Here is a 17,324-nt window from a genome sequence, read left to right on the forward strand (position 1 = left end):
AAATTATGGAAGAGCAAATAAAGCAGGAAATCTGTCCACCACCGGATAGTCTTACTATTTCAGATGTGGATTCTAAGCTGATAAGGTGGATAGAAGCAGAACAAGCTATAGTCAAGGCTGTCAATGGATGGGGCTGTCATAAAGATGATGCACTGAAGCAGAGAAAGGGTAGATGTTATCTACTTGAAAAGCATGAGGCAGGCTCACGCCTTCAGCTGATTGATCAGATTATGAGTTTGGGAAGTTTGTCTCCTAACTCAGTTTGGGACATGTCAAAGGCCATCGAACTGGCAACTATCGGATATTTAGCGGATTACCTGACTTTGCGAGAAGCGTTGAATGTGTCTGTCACTGCTGGCCAGCGCATTCAAAAATGTACCAGCAGCTGGGAAAAAATGGGGACAGCCTATCTTCGCTATCTGAAAACCTTTGAAGGCAATTCCAAAAGACTGAGAGCAGGTGAGGCAGCCTTTGAACAACTAAGGAACTCCTCGGATTCCCTTTATAAAGCGGTGCCGTTTGACATGGAACTAAAAAAGACCTGGTAAACTTAATCTAATATATGTGCGATATAAAAAGGCTTATCAAATATTAAGGAACCCAAGCAGTTTCGAAGCATGGGTTCGCTCGATGATGCCAGCTAAATGCGGGCGATGGTAGATTTTAACTAGATTTTGTGCTAAACTGTAAACAGTGTTTCTCTGGAAGAGATATGTTGTTTACATGGGGTGAGGTAATCGTTATGATCAATCAGAAAATGTATGAACTTGGGACGAAGAAGTCGACAATCCGTACGATCTTTGAGTTTGGCCGTAAGCGGGCGGCTGAGGTCGGCGAGGAGAATGTCTATGATTTCAGCTTGGGCAATCCGAATGTGCCGACGCCGGAGTTCATCAAGGCGGCAGCTGTCGATGTGCTGACGAATATGGAGCCGAGTGCGGTGCATGGCTATACGGTGGCGCCGGGCGCACCGCAGACGCGCGCGGCATTGGCCAAGAGTGTCAATAAGCGCTTCGGTACGAATTTTGCGGCGAAGAATTTCTTTATGACGGCAGGAGCCGCTGCGGCAATAACGATTTGCTTCAAGGCATTGGCGCAGCCGGAAGACGAGTTCATAACCTTTGCGCCATTTTTCCCTGAGTATCGTGCGTTTGTCGAGTCGGTGGGGGGCAAGCTCGTAGTCGTGCCAGCACAGCCTGCTGATTGGCAGATTGATTTTGCGGCGTTTGAGAAGCTTGTGACGAATCATACGAAGGCGGTCATCGTCAACTCGCCCAATAACCCGAGTGGTGCTGTGTATTCAGAGGAAACAATCCAAAAGCTTGCGGATATTCTGCGCCGCAAGGAAGAGGAATTCCATCATCCCATTTTTATCATTTCCGATGAGCCGTACCGTGAGATTGCCTTTGAGGGCTATACGGTTCCCTATGTGCCGAAGTTCTATGACAATACGTTGGTCTGCTATTCGTACAGCAAGTCGTTCTCGCTGCCGGGCGAGCGTATCGGCTATATCGTCGTGCCCGATGAGGTGGCTGATTTTGGCAAGGTATACGGTTCGATTGCGGGTGCGGCCCGCGTGCTCACGCATGTCAATGCGCCGTCCCTCTGGCAGCTGGTCATTGGCCGCTGTGCCGATATGCCATCGGATATTTCTACCTATGTCAAGAACGGTCAACTGCTCTATCAGGGGTTAAAAGATGCGGGCTTTGAATGCGTCAAACCCCAGGGCGCATTCTATCTTTTCCCGAAATGCTTGGAGGAGGATGACTACGCATTCTGTGAGCGGGCGAAAAAGTATGACTTGCTGCTCGTGCCGGGGACGGACTTCGGCTGTCCGGGCTATTTCCGCGCCGCGTACTGCATCAAGACCGAAACCATTGAAAAATCGCTGCCTTTGTTCAAGAAGCTGGCAGACGAATACAAGAAGTAAACTGTTTGGATACAGGTTGACCCGTCAGATTTTGACGGGTCATTTTATTTGGAATTAAAAATATATTTGTTGTTGATTAACAGGAATTTGACCTTTGGGGGCGAATATACATGTTAGAATTGTTTGAAAAGTCATAAAACCAAAGAATTGTTTATTGTGCCGGCAGAGATCGGCGATGTGGGACTCGGAGGTAAGGGAGTGATGACTGGTGGCAGAAAACGAACCGATGGTAGAGGTCTTTATCTATGAGACGCGTCAGTTCCTAGAGCAGTTGGAGCAGGTCGCGCTCGCAAGTGAGGACAGCGGCAGCTTCCAGCCAGAGGATGTCAATGAAGTGTTTCGGGCCATGCACACCATCAAGGGCTCGGCAGCCATGATGCTCTATGATGAAATCTCGCATCTGGCGCATGCGGTTGAGGATATCTTTTTCTATATCCGGGAGTTGCATCCAGAGAAGATCGATGTATCTGCTGTGACGGATATTGTGCTGACGGCCGTAGATTTCATGAATGGTGAGCTCGATAAGCTCGATAGCGGAGGACAGCCGGATGCTTCGAGTGAGGGGCTGCAGAAATCCACGCATGATTTCCTGCGGAATTTCAAGCTCGAAAATGGACATGATCCCGATGTGGATCTGCGCAAGGCGAAGAAGTCGGCGGCACCTAAGGCGGCCGGAGCGGCAGAACCGGCAAAGCAGCAGTACTTCATCCAAGCGGTCAAGCCCGAGGAAGTCAAGACAGAATCGGGCAGCAATCATGTCTATAAAGCGGTGCTGCATTTCGATCCCGATGGCGGGATGGTAGAGGTCAGGGCCTTCGGTGTGATCAATCGCCTGGAGGATCAAGCTGGTGAGCTGCACTATCTGCCGGAAAAGATCATCGAGGATGAGACAGCCGCTGATACCATCATCAAGGATGGATTCAAGCTGTGGTTCACGACGGGGCTGGGCGTTGAGGAAGTCCGCAAGCTGCTGGATGAAACGATGTATTTGACGGGGTTGGAGCTTACGGAGCTGTCATCGACAGCAGAATGCGAGTATTGGCCGACCCCCAAGCAGAAGGCAGCCCAGGCGGTAGAAGAATCATCGCCGATTGTGCCGGTAAAGCCTGAGGCCAAGCCGCGGCCGGCGCCGATAAAACAGGCGGGGCACGAGGGGCATGAGTCGCAGATGATAAGTGTCCGCGTCGATAAGCTTGACCGGCTGATGGAGCTTGTTGGCGAGATGGTCATTGCTGAGTCGATGGTGACGCAGAATCCCGATATCCGAGGGCTCGAGCTTTCCAATTTTGACAAGGCGGCCCGGCAGCTGCACAAGATAAATGGCGAGCTGCAAGACAGGGTCATGGCGCTGCGGATGGTGCCGCTTGAAGCAACCTTCAAGAAAATGAACCGCATTGTACGGGATATGACGAAAAAACTAGGCAAGCAGGCAAAACTCGTGCTGGTCGGTGCGGATACCGAGGTCGATAAGAATGTCACCGAGCATATCGGCGATCCGCTCATGCATATCATCCGCAATTCCATCGACCATGGCATCGAGCTGCCCGAGGTGCGCCGGCAGGCTGGCAAGCCAGAGATGGGGACGGTAGTGCTCTCGGCGCAGAATGCCGGTGGTGAGGTGGTCATCCGCATTGAAGACGATGGCGGTGGCATGAACCGCGACCGCATCATGAAGAAGGCCAAGGAAAAGGGCATCCTGACGAAGCCGGAGGAGGAGTATACGGATCAGGAGGTCTATAGCTTCATTTTTGCTCCCGGGTTTTCGACCAAGGAACAGGTCACAGAGTTTTCGGGGCGCGGCGTAGGGATGGATGTGGTCGTCTCGAATATCAAGGCCTTGGGGGGAACTATAATGGTTGACAGCAACCCCGGCAAGGGAAGCGTGACGATTATCCGCATTCCGCTTACGCTGGCCATTGTGGAGGGGATGTGCATCAAGGTCGGAGGCTCGGGGTATACGATCCCGATAAGTGCGATCCGCCGTTCGTTCCGTCCGGCAGACGAAGATATTTTCCTCGATGTGTCGGGACAGGAAATGTTTATGGAGGCAGGGCAGCCCTGCCCGATTGTACGGCTGCATCAGCTGTATGCTATCGAAAGTGCGCAGGAGCGGCTTACGGAGGGCATCCTGCTGGTGACGGAGACCGATGATCGCTATCTGGGCATCTTTGCCGATGCGCTGGTGGGCGTTCAGCAGATTGTCGTAAAGCCAGTGCCGGGGTATATCCAGGCGATGACGAAGATGACGGGGATTACAGGCTGCACGATCCTGGGGGACGGCAGCATCAGCTTGATTATCGACCCGGGGAAACTCATGGGCTTGCTGGTTGAATGATAGGAGGAACGGAAATGGATGAAGAACTCCTGCAAGAGGAAGATACACAAAAGGATAAATATCTGACCTTTACACTGGGCGAGGAGCTTTATGGCATCGATATCCGCGTAGTCATCGAAATCATCGGCATCCTGCCGGTGACCAAGGTGCCGGAGGTGCCAGACTATGTGCGCGGTATCATCAATCTCCGCGGCAAGATCATTCCGGTCATCGACATGCGGCTGCGGTTTGGCCGGGAGTTCCGGCCTTATACGGATCGTACCTGTGTCATCGTCATCGAGGTCAAGGAGGTACTGCTTGGACTTATCATCGATGGGGTCAGCGAAGTACTGTCCATCCCTGAGGGGCAGACGGTGGATCCGCCGGAGCTGAAGTCAGCCAGCAATCGCTACATCCGGAGTATCGGCAAGCTGCCAGATAGCAAGGTGGTGCTGCTGCTGGACTGGGAAAAACTGTTCGATGTGGAAGAAGAGAAGATGCTTAGCGGGATGAATGAGGAAAGAGGGAACGAAAATGGAGCTGTTTAAGAATATGAAGATCAGTACCCAATTGGTGACATTGACGGGAATACTCGGAGCCTTGATCGTGCTGACAGCTGTTTGTTGCCTTTATCTGCTAAGCTCCGTGAGTGAGGAATATCAGAGGGTTTATGATGAAGATGCCTATGCGGCGACTCTGGCGACACAAGCAGGGAAGCTTTTCACAGAATCCCGCAATGAGTATACGCGGTTCCTGACGCGCGTCGATCCGTCGATGCGGCAGGAATCCATGACGAACATGCAGAAGCGTGACAAGGAACTCGATGTGGTGTTTGCCGAGCTGGAGAAACGCGCCATTTCGGCAGAGGCCAAGAGGGTGATGAGTGACATCCGCGCGCAGATCGATACGTTCCGCAGCCAGCGTGATGCGCTGATCAAGGCGCAGCCAGCGCCGGGCGCGCCGGTGGAGACTCTGCCCGAGGCCAAGCGGGCATCGGAAACCGGCTATAAACTTGCACAGAGCTTTGAGTCCGTGATGGAGATGGGCAATAAGAGTACACAGGAGGAGTTCAAGAAAATCAAGGATGAAATCGATAGGGCGATGCTGATTTCGGTCATCAATATTGCGCTGGTAGTCATCCTGTCGATGTTCTTTGGCATGCGGCTGGCCCGCAATATCGGCAGCCGTATCAACCGGATGGCGGATGCTGCTGAGGTGATCGGAAGTGGCGATCTCAGCCAGCCGATGAAGCCGGAGAGCAACGATGAGATCGGGCAGGCGGTCGCGCATTTTGAGCATATGCGCCAGAATCTCAACCAGTCGATGAACAATATCCATGTGGCAGCGGAGCAGGTAGCCGCAGGCTCGCGCAATGTCTCTGAGGCCAGTGTGTCCCTTTCGCAAGGGGCGGCGGAGCAGGCGTCTTCGGTCGAGGAACTTTCAGCCTCGATTTCGGAGATCTCGTCGCAGACGGCCAGCAATGCGGAAAATGCGGGCAAGGCCAATAACCTCACGATCCAGGCGCGCCAGCAGGCAGCTGTCGGCGATGCCGATATGAAGGAAATGCTCGCGGCTATGGAGGACATCAATACGTCGTCGGCCAATATCTCCAAGATCATCAAGGTCATCGATGAGATCGCCTTCCAGACCAATATCCTGGCCCTCAATGCAGCCGTAGAGGCCGCCCGGGCCGGGCAGCATGGCAAGGGTTTTGCCGTGGTGGCTGAAGAGGTGCGGAATCTGGCGGCACGCAGTGCCAAGGCGGCGAAGGAAACCACAGAGCTTATCGAAGACTCAATCGCGAAGGTGGAGTCTGGGCGGGCAATTGCTGGCAAGACGGCTGAGGCGCTTATGATCATCATGAACAATGTCTCGGAAGTAGCCGATATCGTGAGCTCGATCGCCAAGGCCTCCAGTGAGCAGAAGCTGGCCCTGGAGCAGATCGACCAAGGCGTCTTGCAGGTATCGCAGGTCGTGCAGGCGAATTCGGCGACCTCGGAAGAAGCGGCGTCGGCCAGTGAGCAGCTCAATGCACAGGCGGCCCGGCTGCGGGAGACTTCTGATCAGTTCCGCCTGGAACCCGGCGGTCCGCGGGGGATGGGGAACTATAACCGGCCAAAGCCTGTGGTGCGTCCGGCAGCATCCCCGGCAGCTCCGGCTGCGCCGCTGGCAACCAAGCAGGCAGAGCCCAAGGCGTATACATATACCGATGATGAGGAAGGATTTGGCAAATACTGATGGAGGATTCGGTATTTTTAGCATATGCGAGTATCGTGGATCGCGCGTTTGGCATCCAGCTGCCGCGGGAGAAGAAGGCTCTTCTGGAGTCGCGCTTGCAGCGGCTGTTCCATGAAGGGGCGGAGACGGCCAAATATCGCGATGCCGCAGGTTTCTTGAAGGCGTTGAAGCAGGATGGCACCGGGAAGCTCTTGAAAGTGCTGGCTGAGGCTATCACCACGCACCACACGTTTTTTATGCGTGAGGCAGATCATTTTTGGTTCTATCGGGATACGGTGCTGCCTTGGATTGCATCATCGGTTCAGGACGGCGATATACGTACCTGGTGCGCGGCTTGTTCCACGGGGCAGGAGGCCTATACTCTGGCAATGCTGCTGCAGGATCAATTCGGGCTGCAGGGATCGCGGTGGGAAAAGACACTTCTGGCGACGGATCTATCGCTGGAGGTGCTGGAGACGGCGAAAACGGGAATCTATGGGGCAGAATCGCTGGCGGGGCTGCCGGAGAACTGGCTGCATGGCTACTTCCATGCAGTGAGCGGCGGCCGGCGGCAGGTCAATGATGTGATCCGCCAGCAGGTGCTGTTCCGTCCCTTCAATCTGATGACTCCCCAGTTCCCGTTCAGGAAGCCTTTCCATGTGATTTTCTGCCGGAATGTCATGATCTATTTTGATGCGCCGGTACGGAACCGGCTTGTGCGGCAGTTCTATGAGTACCTGGAGCCCGGCGGTTACCTTTTTGTGGGCCATTCGGAGACGGTGGAGCGGCAGGCGGCACCCTTCCAATATGTGATGCCGTCGGTTTACCGCAAGCCCTTGGATGCCGCGCCCCGTGAGCCGCAGCAGCTCAGCGGCATGTATCAGCGGACGCAGGCCGCTGCGGCTGGCATCCAGCGCAATATCCAGCTGGCCAGGCGGGCCGTGGCAACGGGCCGGGCAGAGCCGCATGAGACGCCGAAGGCAGTGAAGCTGATCGCCCTCGGCGCATCTACGGGGGGCACTGAGGCACTGGCAAGCCTTATCCAGGGGCTGCGCCCGCCGCTGCCGCCGATTGTCATCGTCCAGCATATCCCCTATGGATTCAGCCGGCTGTTTGCAGAACGCCTGAACAATGAGTCGGCGTTCACGGCAGCGGAGGCTGTGGATGGTGAGCATCTGCAGCCCAATCACATCTATGTCGCACCGGGAGACCGGCAGATGCGCGTCCGGCGGCTGGGCAGTGAGTTTTTCGTTGCTTGCCGTGGCACGGAGCAGGTCAGCGGCCATTGCCCGTCAGTGGATGTGCTGTTTGCGTCGGTGGCCGAGGCTGCGGGGGCAGAGGCACTGGGCGTGATCCTCACGGGGATGGGCGCCGATGGCGCAGAGGGGCTGCTGGCTATGCGCAAGAAGGGGGCGCGGACACTGGGACAGGATGAAGCTACCAGTGTGGTTTATGGTATGCCATGGGTGGCTTTCGAGCGCGGCGCAGTCATGCGGCAGCTGCCGCTCCACGCCATTGCGGGCTGCATCATGAGCTTGGCGCATCAGCCACTGACAGCTGGAGAGGATGAAGACAATGACAAATGAGGCATATGGACAGATTCCTGACTCAGTCCTGCGAGGGCTTCTGGGGAGTCTGGGCGATGGTCTTATCCTGACGGATCTGGAGGAAAAGATAACATATATCAATAAAAGTGCCAAGCGGATCCTGGACCGGACGGACAAGCAGGCCTTGGGGCATTTGTTCAGCGAGGTCTGCCCGCTGGTCAATCTGAAAACGGGGCGCAGTTTTCAAAGCCCGCTGCAAACGGCACTCCAGGAGCGGCGCTCGGTGGGACTGGCGCGCAATATCGGCATCCTGCGCGGCGAGCAGAAAGAGGCTATCTATTTGTCTGCGACGTGTTCCCCGCTGTATCTGGATGAGGGGGAGATCGTGGGCTGCGCAGTGATCCTGCGCAATATCACGCACCTGCGCCGGCTGGAGCTACGGATCGAGGCGGATCATGTCTATATGCGTACCGTATTTTCGGCGGCGCAGGTAGGGCTGTGTGTGCTGAATGACAGGGGGGCTATCGTCGATATCAACGATGCTGGCCTTGAGACCATGGAAACCACTTACAGGGAATCGGTGGGGAAGCAGTTCGGTGATGTATTCCGCTGCGAGAACAGTGTGGAAGGCGGCTGCGGCCATGGCCAGTACTGTGCGACCTGCCCCATCCGCCATCAGATCGAGACCGCGATATCCACGGAGGGGTATACCAGCCAGATCACGGCGGCGATGCACAGCGTCCGCCGCAAGGAAAGGATATGGCTGCGGATGTTCTTCTCGCAGGCTTGGTCGGAGATCGGCAAGCAGACAATCGTCACGATGATTGACGTATCGCAGCGCAAGAAACGCGAGGATGCCCTGGAGGAGGCACGGGAGCGTGCGGAGGCGGCCAGCCGGACGAAGAGTCAGTTCTTGGCCAACATGAGTCATGAGATCCGCACGCCCATCAACGGCATGAATGGCATGATCGACCTGACATTGCATACGGAGCTCACCGAGGAGCAGCGGGAGAATCTCATGAGTGCCAAGCAGTGCTCGGAGGACCTGCTGCGGATCATCAACGATATCCTCGATTTTTCCAAGCTCGACTGCGGGAAGATGGAGCTTGAGTCGCTGGATTTTGACCTGCACAAGACCCTGCGGCGGGTCTGCACGGTGCATCGCAAAGTAGCCAAGGGCAAGGGACTGTTTTTCCGCTTGCCGGATCTGAAGGCCGTGCCGCAATTCATCACTGGCGATCCGATGCGGTTCCGCCAGATCCTGCACAATCTGCTGACCAACGCGGTGAAGTTCACCAATGAGGGTGGCGTGGCCGTCGAGGTGAAAAAGACTTACCGCAAGGATATGCCCGTGCTGAGCATCGCGATTCATGATACGGGGATCGGCATGTCCTTTGCAGAGCAGAAGAAACTCTTCCAGCCGTTCAGCCAGGTAGATGGCTCTACGACGAGGAAGTTCGGCGGGACAGGGCTCGGGCTCATGATCGTCAAGGATCTGGTCGAGGCTATGGGCGGCGAGATCACTGCTCATTCGGCCCCGCAGTGTGGCAGCAACTTCACTTTTTGGATTCCGCTGTATGAGGCGGATGGGGAGGATGAAGAAAGCCTGGAACGGTCGGTGTTCATCAATGAGAGTTGGAATGAAAGCGGAAATCGGGAGGCGCAGGCCAAGGCGGAGGAGACGGATATCAGTGATATCGCGAGCCTGCTGGCGTACTGTGAGCAGCGTCTCGATGATGAGGGAGGGGATGCATGATGAAGATACTGATTGCAGAGGATGACCGGCTGAGCCGGGTTTTCCTGAAAAAGTTCATGGGCAATTACGGCAGCTGTGATGTGGCTGTCGATGGGATGGAGGCGCTCGATCTTTTCATGGATGCGATAAAAGACAAGGAGCCCTACGATCTATTGTGCCTGGATATCATGATGCCCCGTATCGATGGGCTGAAGCTCTTGAAGGCCATCCGCGTCCTCGAAAAGCAGCATCAGCTCAAGCATACCTGTATCATCATGATGACGGCGCTGGCGGATGTGGAATATGTCGACCAGGCACTGGAGCTGGGTTGCGATGCTTATGCGGCCAAGCCCATCGATACCGATAAGGTGACCCTGGTCATGAAGAACCTGGGACTGTTGAAAGAATAGGGATACCACCAAGAGCTTTTCTTCGCGGAAAGGCTCTTTTTCACTGGATAATGCCCTGTGGCTATGATAAAATAATATTATCTTGAATTGTGCCGCAAATGAGAATCCGATAGACAATAGATAAGCGATTCCGGGCACAACGGAAATAAACTGAATGAAGCTATTGCAAGTTGGGTAGCGTGTATGGGGGACTATTGATGGAGTTTCGGCAATTGGAATATTTTTGTACCATCAGCGAGCTCGAGAACTTTACGCGGACGGCCGAGGCACTGCATGTGTCACAGCCGTCGGTCACCAAGGCAATCAAGTCACTGGAGGCTGAGCTGGGGGTAATGCTCATAAACCGCAGCCAGAAGCATGTAAGTCTTACGGAGCAGGGCAAGGTTTTCCTGGTCCATGCGCAGCGCATCATGCAGGATGCGGCGTTTGCGAAGAAAGATATGCTGCGTTACCGTTCGGATCGGCAGGATATCATACATTTCGGTATGCCGCCGATGGTGGAAGGGTATCTGTTCCCCGATTTGTTTACGAAATTCCGGGAGCATGTGCCGGATGTGACGCTTGATGTGCAGGAATTCAGCGACTCGGATGAGGTGCGCCAGCGCGCGGATGCAGGGGAGCTCGATTTCGGTATCGTGCTGGGCAGCGACGCGGAGGAACTCGATAATTCGATGCGTATCCTGCAGGACAAGATGGTGCTTTGCCTGCCGCCGCAGCATCCGCTGGCGGGCAAGGAGTCAATCTCCTTCCGCGAGCTGCGCGATGAGAAGTTCATCCTGCAGCAGCCGAATACCTATCAGTACCGCCAGATCATGGATCACTGCGGCGAATATGGCTATGTGCCGGACATCGTGCTCTGTACATCGCAGCTCAAGACCATCAAGCAGCTGGTAGCCAATGGCAGCGGGATCTCGATGCTGCCGAACTTCGTCACGCGCATGGAGAAGATTTTCGTGCGCAAGCCGCTGGCGCCCTCGGTAGGCGTCAGCGTGTCGCTTTTCTGGGGCGGCAACAAGAATCTTTCCCGGGCAGATGCCCGGTTCATGAAATTCATGAGGGAATACACGGAAACGCAGGAATTCAAGCAGCATTTCCGTCAACATTGAAGAGGCAGGGAAAAACGTGCAACTAAAACGTCTGGAAGCGTATGGATTCAAATCCTTCGCGGATAAGATTTCCATTGATTTCGACAAGGGGATAACGGCCATTGTCGGGCCAAACGGCAGTGGCAAGAGCAATATCACCGATGCAATCCGCTGGGTGCTCGGTGAGCAGAATGTGCGCAATCTGCGCGGCACGAAGGCTGAGGACATCATCTTCACAGGCTCGGCATCGCGCAAGGCGCTCGGTGTGGCAGAGGTATCGCTGTTCTTTGCGAACGACGGCACGCTGCCCGTGGATTTCCGCGAGGTCGTCGTGACACGCCGGCTGTACCGCAGCGGGGAGAGTGAGTTCTACATCAATCGCTCGCGCTGCCGTCTCAAGGATATCTACAATCTGTTTGCCGATACGGGTATCGGCCATGATGGCATGAGCATCATCGGGCAGAACCGCATCGATGACATCCTGAACAGCCGGCCCGAGGAGCGCCGGGCGTTCTTCGAGGAGACGGCCGGCATCACGAAGTACCGCAACCGCAAGCGGGAGTCGGTGCGCAAGCTCACGGATACGGAGAACAATCTCGTACGTGTGCAGGACATCATCAATGAAATCGAAAATCAGCTGGAGCCGCTCGCGCGTCATGCAGAAAAGACGCGCATTTTTAACGGGCTCAATGAGGAGTACAAGAAGTGCCGGCTGACGAAGCTCGCCCAGGACTATACGCGGGAGAGCCAGCGCAAGCAGGATAACGATGAAAAGCTCGTGGCGGGCCGCGATGCAGCCGTGGCGGCAGATACGCAGGTCAAGGCAGTAGCGGCGCGCAAGGAGCAGCTCGGCAAGGAAATCATCGACTTCGAGCAGCAGCTCAAGGAACAGGCCGAGAAGAATGAAGCCATCCGCCAGAAAATCGAGGCAGCCTCGACGGAGATGGCAGCCCTCAAGGAGCGCCAGGAGCAGAGCGACGCGGCCAAAGCCCGCATCCTGAGCCGCCGGAGCGAGCTGAACCATGAGATCGCGCAGGCCGTAGCCGATATGGCGCAGTGGTCGGAGAAAGAAGCGCAGCAGAAGAAAGATCTGACGTTGGCTGAGGAGCTGCTGGCCAAGGAGAAGGAGAAGGCCAAGAATATCGCCGAGCGTATCCGTGAGCAGAAAGAGGTCGACAAGGCCGCAGGCGAGCGGCGTGAGCAGGCCCAGGCAGAGCTTACGCAGAAGCAGCAGGAACTCGCACTTATCGAGCGCGATATCGAGAATGGCAGCGGCGATCAGGAAGCCCGCGAGGCCAGCTTGCAGGAGGCAAGGCAGCAGCTTCAGGAGCTGGCGCAACTGCAGCAGCGGCTGCAGGCCAAGCTTGCGGAGCAGGACGAGGCCATCAAGCAGCGCATTGCTGAGCAGCAGAGCGCGCAGAAAGCACAGCGCGAAGCAGCCAGCCGGGCTGCCGGCTGCGAGCGCCGCTGCAATGAGACTGTGCAGCAGATAAAGTCAGCGGAGAGCAAAATCCAGTTCCTCACGCGCATGCAGCAGGCCTATGAAGGCTTCGGCAAGGCGGCCAAGGCGGTGCTGAAGTGCCAGGAAGGCTGGCGCAAGGGCGTTGCCGGTGCCGTAGCCGAGCTCATCGACGTGCCGCGCGAGTATGTGACTGCGCTGGAGATCGCCTTGGGCGGCAACCTGCAGAACATCGTGACCGAGGATACGGATACGGCCAAGGCCGCCATCGCGTTCCTCAAGCGTGAGCGGCAGGGCCGTGTGACGTTCCTGCCCCTGTCGACCATTGTGGCCCGTCCGCCGCAGGCTATCAAATTCTCGGCGCAGGAGGGCGTCATCGGCTGGGCCAGCGAGCTCGTCAAGACGGAGGAGAAGTACACGAAAATCGTGGAGTTCCTGCTGTCGCGGACGCTCGTGGTCGATACGCTCGACCATGCACTGGCCCTGGCCAAGAAGCATGGCTACAAGCTGCGCATCGTCACGAAAGAGGGCGAGCTTTTAAATCCGGGCGGCTCGCTCTCGGGCGGCAGCCGGCAGCATCAGGAGGCGAGCTTCCTGAACCGCAGCGGCGAGATCGAGGCGCTCAAGCAGAAACTGGCGGACGCGCAGGCTGAGCTGACGACGCTCAAGGCCGACCGTGCGGCGGCACAGCAGGCTGAGCAGCTGGCGGCCCGGCAGGAGGAGGAAGCCAGGGAGGCCCTCCATGAGGCCAACGTCCATCGTGCAGAGCTGCGTGTGAGTCTGGAGCGGCTGGCTGAGAACCAGAGCAGCCAGCAGCAGGCCGTGGCCGAGCTGGAGAAGGCAGCGGCTGAGATCAAGGCGACCTTTGCGCGCATCCAGGAGAAACGCACGCTGGCGGTCCGGGCCGTGAATGAGGCCCAGCGAGTCTTTGACGAGGCTGACCATGCGGCGGAGGATGCGGCCATTGAGCTGGAGGATCTCGAGCAGGATGCCGATGACCTGTCGGAATACATCCAGAAGCGTGAGGTCAACCGTGCGGTGCTCGAGCAGGAAGCCCTGCGCTCGCGCGAGTATCTGCTGCTGCGCAAGAAGGACAAGGAGCGCAGCGAGCAATCCTTGCGGGATAACGAGGCCGAGGAGCAGCAGCTTGTCGCGGGCCTTGCTGAAAGCGTCACGCGGCTGGAGGAAATCAGCGGGCAGAATGCGAACTGGCAGCGGCTCTTTGCCGAGGGCCAGGAGGCGCATGACAGGATCTATGCGCAGCGCATGACGAAGCTGACGGAAAGCCAGCAGGCCGACAAGGATGCGCATGAGGCAGCCAAGAAGCTCAATCAGGCGCAGGAGCATGTGCACAAGCTCGAAATCATTGAGACGAAACTCCAGCTGGCTCTTGAGGAGTGGCAGGAAACCATCCTCACGGAATATGGCCTGACGCCGGAACGGGCGCTCGAGGAGGCCTTGGATATCGAGCCGCCGGAGGTCTACCGGCGCATGAAGGAGCTCGATAAGAAGATCAAGGAACTCGGCCCGGTCAACCCGAACGCCTTGGAGGAGTACGAGGAACAGCAGAAACGTCACGATTTCATGCAGGGACAGGCCAATGACCTCATCGAGGCCAAGGACAACCTCGAAAGCCTCATCGCCGATATGGATGAGGCGATGACTAAGCAGTTCAAAGAGGCCTTTGCCCAGATCCAGAAGTATTTCGGCGAGATTTTCGTGCGGTTGTTTGGCGGCGGCAAGGCCGAGCTCAAGCTGCTGGATGAGAATGATGTGCTCAACACGGGCGTCGATATCCTCGTGACCCTGCCCCAGAAGAAGCGGCAGAACCTCTCGGCCCTGTCGGGCGGCGAGCGTGCGCTGACCGTCATTGCGTTGCTGTTCTCGTTCCTGCGCTATCGTCCGTCGCCGTTCTCGGTACTGGACGAGATCGACGCGCCGCTTGATGAAGCCAACGTCGTGCGCTTTGGCTCATTCCTCACGGAGTTTTCCGAGAACACGCAGTTCATCGTCGTCACCCACCGCAAGGGCACGATGGAGGCTGTGGATACCATGTATGGCGTGACCATCGAAGACGCGGGCGTGTCGAAGATACTGTCCGTAAAACTGGATGATATAAAATAAACGGAGGCAATCCATGGGATTTTTTGACAAACTGAAAAAGGGCCTGAACAAGACCCGCGAAAACCTGACGAATAAGATTGAGAAACTCGTCATCGGCTATGCCGATATCGACGAAGACTTCCTGGAGGAGCTGGAGGAAACCCTGATCATGGCCGATGTCGGCGTGCAGACGACCGACAAGCTCATGCAGGCTGTCCGCAAGGGCATCAAGAAGAAGGAGATCAATACGCCGGAGGATCTCAAGCCGTTCCTCGCCAAGGAAATCGCGGCAATCCTCAATAACGGCGAGGACACGACGCGCGTGGCGGCTGAAGGCCCGACGGTACTGCTCGTCATCGGCGTCAACGGCGCCGGCAAGACGACGACCATCGGCAAGCTCAGCGCCTACTACAAGGAGCAGGGCAAATCGGTCATGCTGGCTGCTGCGGACACTTTCCGCGCGGCGGCCATCGACCAGCTCGAGGTCTGGGGCCAGCGCACCGGCGCGCAGGTCATCAAGCACGAGGAAGGCTCCGACCCTGCGGCCGTAGCCTTCGATGCCGTCAAGGCGGCTAAAGCACGTGGCATTGACGTGCTGATTATCGATACGGCTGGCCGCTTGCAGACGAAATCCAACCTCATGCAGGAACTCGAGAAAATCAATCGCGTCATCGGCCGCGAGATTCCAGGCGCGCCGCATGAGACGCTGCTCGTACTCGATGCCACGACGGGGCAGAACGCCATCAGCCAGGCTGAGCTCTTCACCAAGGCCGCACCGATATCGGGCGTCGTGCTCACGAAGCTCGACGGCACGGCCAAAGGCGGTGTCGTCATCGGCATCAAGAGCCAGCTCTCGATGCCCGTCAAATGGATTGGCGTCGGCGAAGGCGTCGAAGACCTGCGCCCCTTCAACGCTGACGACTTTGCCAAGGCATTGTTCGAGGGCTGAAACTAAGGGAAAGAAAAATGAAAAGCGTTCGATGGGAAGTTTCGCATCGGACGTTTTTTATGTATTGGCAGAGCAGGAGAAAAGATATGTTAATTGGCGAAGAAAGAAATAAAGTAGATCAGATATGGGATACCTTTTGGACGGGCGGACTTACCAATCCGCTGCTGGTGATTGAGCAGTTTACGTATTTGCTATTCATCAAGCAGCTCGATGATATCGAGATAGAGAACGAAGCCAATGCGGCGCTGTTGGGCTTTGAGAACGAGGAGAAAATCTTTGGCCCGGACCAGCAGAACTATCGGTGGAGCAAGTTCAAGAACTTGGCTCCGGCAGTTCAATTTCAGCTTATGCAGGAGGAAATCTTTCCTTTTATCAAGAATCTGCACCCCGATGATGATGCGTCCTATACGCGCTTTATGAAAGATGCTACCTTTCAGATTTCTGCGCCGGATAAGCTGGCGAAAATCATCGAGGGTATCGATAAGCTGGAACTGGATGAGGAGGACAGCAAGGGCGACTTGTACGAGTATATGCTGTCGAAGCTGGCATCTTCTAAAATCAACGGCCAGTTCCGTACGCCGCGCCATATCATCGAGATGATGGTGGAGATGGCGGCACCGCAGCCGATCGATACCATCGTCGATCCAGCGATGGGAACGGCAGGATTTTTGGTGGCGGCAGAAGAATTTATCCGGAAACATCACGGAGATATGCTGCTGGATGATGCGCAGGCCAAGCATTTCAATACGACCATGTTCCATGGTTTTGATACTGACCCCACCATGCTGCGCATCGGCACCATGAATATGATGCTCCATGGCGTTCAGAATCCCAGCATCGACTATAAAGACAGCCTTTCCAAGCATAATCCCGATAAGGAACTCTATACGCTCGTTCTGGCAAATCCACCGTTTAAGGGTTCTCTCGACAATGAGACGGTGGAAGAAAGCCTGTTGCGCGTCACTAAGACGAAGAAGACGGAACTGCTTTTCCTCGCCTTGTTCCTGCGCATCTTGAAATTGGGCGGCAGAGCGGCTGTTATCGTCCCCGATGGTGTACTCTTTGGTTCGTCGAAAGCCCATAAGGCGATTCGTAAGGAATTGGTCGACAACAACAAACTGACGGCCGTAATCTCCATGCCCAGCGGTGTGTTCAAGCCCTATGCAGGCGTATCAACGGCCATACTTTTCTTCACCAAGACCAACGCAGGCGGCACGGATAAGGTCTGGTTCTACGACATGCAGGCGGATGGTTACAGTCTTGACGATAAGCGGCAGGAGATTGAGGCGAATGATATTCCTGACATTATTGCCCGCTTTAAGAATCTGGAACAGGAAGAAAGCCGCAAACGCACGGAGCAGAGCTTCTTTGTGCCGGTGGATGAAATCCGGCAGAACGGATATGACCTCTCCATCAATAAGTATAAGGAAATTGAGTATGTGCCGGTGGAATATCCGAGTACGGTGGAACTGATGACGAAGTTGGACGAGTTGAATATGGAAATCAGCAGTGATATGGAAAAGTTGCGGGAAATGCTAGAACAGTGACATGTATGTGGCAACCGCCACCTGCCTT

General features: G+C 55.9%; 12 protein-coding genes. All 12 read left to right on the plus strand.

Going from position 1 to position 17,324, the window contains the following annotated elements; translation table 11 throughout:
- The first annotated feature begins 5 nt into the window (after positions 1 to 5).
- The 12 genes from BM181_RS06280 (at position 6) to BM181_RS06335 (ending at position 17,296) form a co-directional block, all read left to right on the plus strand.
- Positions 6 to 548 carry a DUF1266 domain-containing protein gene (locus BM181_RS06280; RefSeq protein ID WP_075443062.1) on the plus strand — a complete coding sequence of 181 codons (543 nt, stop codon included), beginning with the start codon at positions 6 to 8 and terminating at the stop codon, positions 546 to 548.
- A 194-nt stretch (positions 549 to 742) separates the two neighbouring features.
- A complete protein-coding gene (locus BM181_RS06285) occupies positions 743 to 1,930 on the plus strand; it encodes a pyridoxal phosphate-dependent aminotransferase (RefSeq protein ID WP_075443063.1) in 1,188 nt (395 codons plus the stop codon).
- Between the two features lie 208 nt (positions 1,931 to 2,138).
- Positions 2,139 to 4,265 (plus strand): chemotaxis protein CheA, encoded by a 2,127-nt coding sequence (locus BM181_RS06290; RefSeq protein WP_075443064.1) that lies wholly within the window; start codon positions 2,139 to 2,141, stop codon positions 4,263 to 4,265.
- A gap of 14 nt (positions 4,266 to 4,279) precedes the next feature.
- Complete coding sequence (locus tag BM181_RS06295; protein WP_143092124.1) at positions 4,280 to 4,792, plus strand: chemotaxis protein CheW; 513 nt, start codon at positions 4,280 to 4,282, stop codon at positions 4,790 to 4,792.
- A 4-nt stretch (positions 4,793 to 4,796) separates the two neighbouring features.
- Complete coding sequence (locus tag BM181_RS06300; RefSeq protein WP_177207172.1) at positions 4,797 to 6,482, plus strand: methyl-accepting chemotaxis protein; 1,686 nt, start codon at positions 4,797 to 4,799, stop codon at positions 6,480 to 6,482.
- Positions 6,482 to 8,047 (plus strand): chemotaxis protein CheB, encoded by a 1,566-nt coding sequence (locus BM181_RS15420; protein WP_075443067.1) that lies wholly within the window; start codon positions 6,482 to 6,484, stop codon positions 8,045 to 8,047. The genes BM181_RS06300 and BM181_RS15420 overlap by 1 nt, the downstream gene beginning before the upstream one ends.
- Complete coding sequence (locus tag BM181_RS06310) at positions 8,037 to 9,764, plus strand: ATP-binding protein (RefSeq protein WP_075443068.1); 1,728 nt, start codon at positions 8,037 to 8,039, stop codon at positions 9,762 to 9,764. The genes BM181_RS15420 and BM181_RS06310 overlap by 11 nt, the downstream gene beginning before the upstream one ends.
- Positions 9,761 to 10,153: a response regulator transcription factor gene (locus BM181_RS06315; protein WP_255449410.1), complete on the plus strand. Its 393-nt coding sequence runs from the start codon at positions 9,761 to 9,763 to the stop codon at positions 10,151 to 10,153. The genes BM181_RS06310 and BM181_RS06315 overlap by 4 nt, the downstream gene beginning before the upstream one ends.
- Before the next feature lie 197 nt (positions 10,154 to 10,350).
- Complete coding sequence (locus tag BM181_RS06320) at positions 10,351 to 11,259, plus strand: LysR family transcriptional regulator (RefSeq protein ID WP_075443070.1); 909 nt, start codon at positions 10,351 to 10,353, stop codon at positions 11,257 to 11,259.
- Positions 11,260 to 11,275: 16 nt separating this feature from the next.
- Positions 11,276 to 14,821 carry a chromosome segregation protein SMC gene (smc, locus tag BM181_RS06325; RefSeq protein WP_075443072.1) on the plus strand — a complete coding sequence of 1,182 codons (3,546 nt, stop codon included), beginning with the start codon at positions 11,276 to 11,278 and terminating at the stop codon, positions 14,819 to 14,821.
- Positions 14,822 to 14,834: 13 nt separating this feature from the next.
- Complete coding sequence (ftsY, locus tag BM181_RS06330; protein ID WP_075443074.1) at positions 14,835 to 15,749, plus strand: signal recognition particle-docking protein FtsY; 915 nt, start codon at positions 14,835 to 14,837, stop codon at positions 15,747 to 15,749.
- A gap of 86 nt (positions 15,750 to 15,835) precedes the next feature.
- A complete protein-coding gene (locus BM181_RS06335) occupies positions 15,836 to 17,296 on the plus strand; it encodes a type I restriction-modification system subunit M (RefSeq protein ID WP_075443077.1) in 1,461 nt (486 codons plus the stop codon).
- Positions 17,297 to 17,324 lie beyond the last annotated feature (28 nt).

Origin of the sequence: Pseudoselenomonas ruminantium (genome assembly GCF_900113715.1) — a bacterium.
GTDB lineage: Bacteria > Bacillota > Negativicutes > Selenomonadales > Selenomonadaceae > Selenomonas_A > Selenomonas_A caprae.

Excerpts from the sequence above, each read along its gene's own strand:
- BM181_RS06280 (WP_075443062.1), top strand. The coding sequence starts at position 6 with ATGGAAGAGCAAATAAAGCAGGAAATCTGTCCACCACCGGATAGTCTT.
- BM181_RS06285 (WP_075443063.1), top strand. The coding sequence starts at position 743 with ATGATCAATCAGAAAATGTATGAACTTGGGACGAAGAAGTCGACAATC.
- BM181_RS06295 (WP_143092124.1), top strand. The coding sequence starts at position 4,280 with ATGGATGAAGAACTCCTGCAAGAGGAAGATACACAAAAGGATAAATAT.
- BM181_RS06300 (WP_177207172.1), top strand. The coding sequence starts at position 4,797 with ATGAAGATCAGTACCCAATTGGTGACATTGACGGGAATACTCGGAGCC.
- BM181_RS15420 (WP_075443067.1), top strand. The coding sequence starts at position 6,482 with ATGGAGGATTCGGTATTTTTAGCATATGCGAGTATCGTGGATCGCGCG.
- BM181_RS06310 (WP_075443068.1), top strand. The coding sequence starts at position 8,037 with ATGACAAATGAGGCATATGGACAGATTCCTGACTCAGTCCTGCGAGGG.
- BM181_RS06315 (WP_255449410.1), top strand. The coding sequence starts at position 9,761 with ATGATGAAGATACTGATTGCAGAGGATGACCGGCTGAGCCGGGTTTTC.
- BM181_RS06320 (WP_075443070.1), top strand. The coding sequence starts at position 10,351 with ATGGAGTTTCGGCAATTGGAATATTTTTGTACCATCAGCGAGCTCGAG.
- ftsY (WP_075443074.1), top strand. The coding sequence starts at position 14,835 with ATGGGATTTTTTGACAAACTGAAAAAGGGCCTGAACAAGACCCGCGAA.
- BM181_RS06335 (WP_075443077.1), top strand. The coding sequence starts at position 15,836 with ATGTTAATTGGCGAAGAAAGAAATAAAGTAGATCAGATATGGGATACC.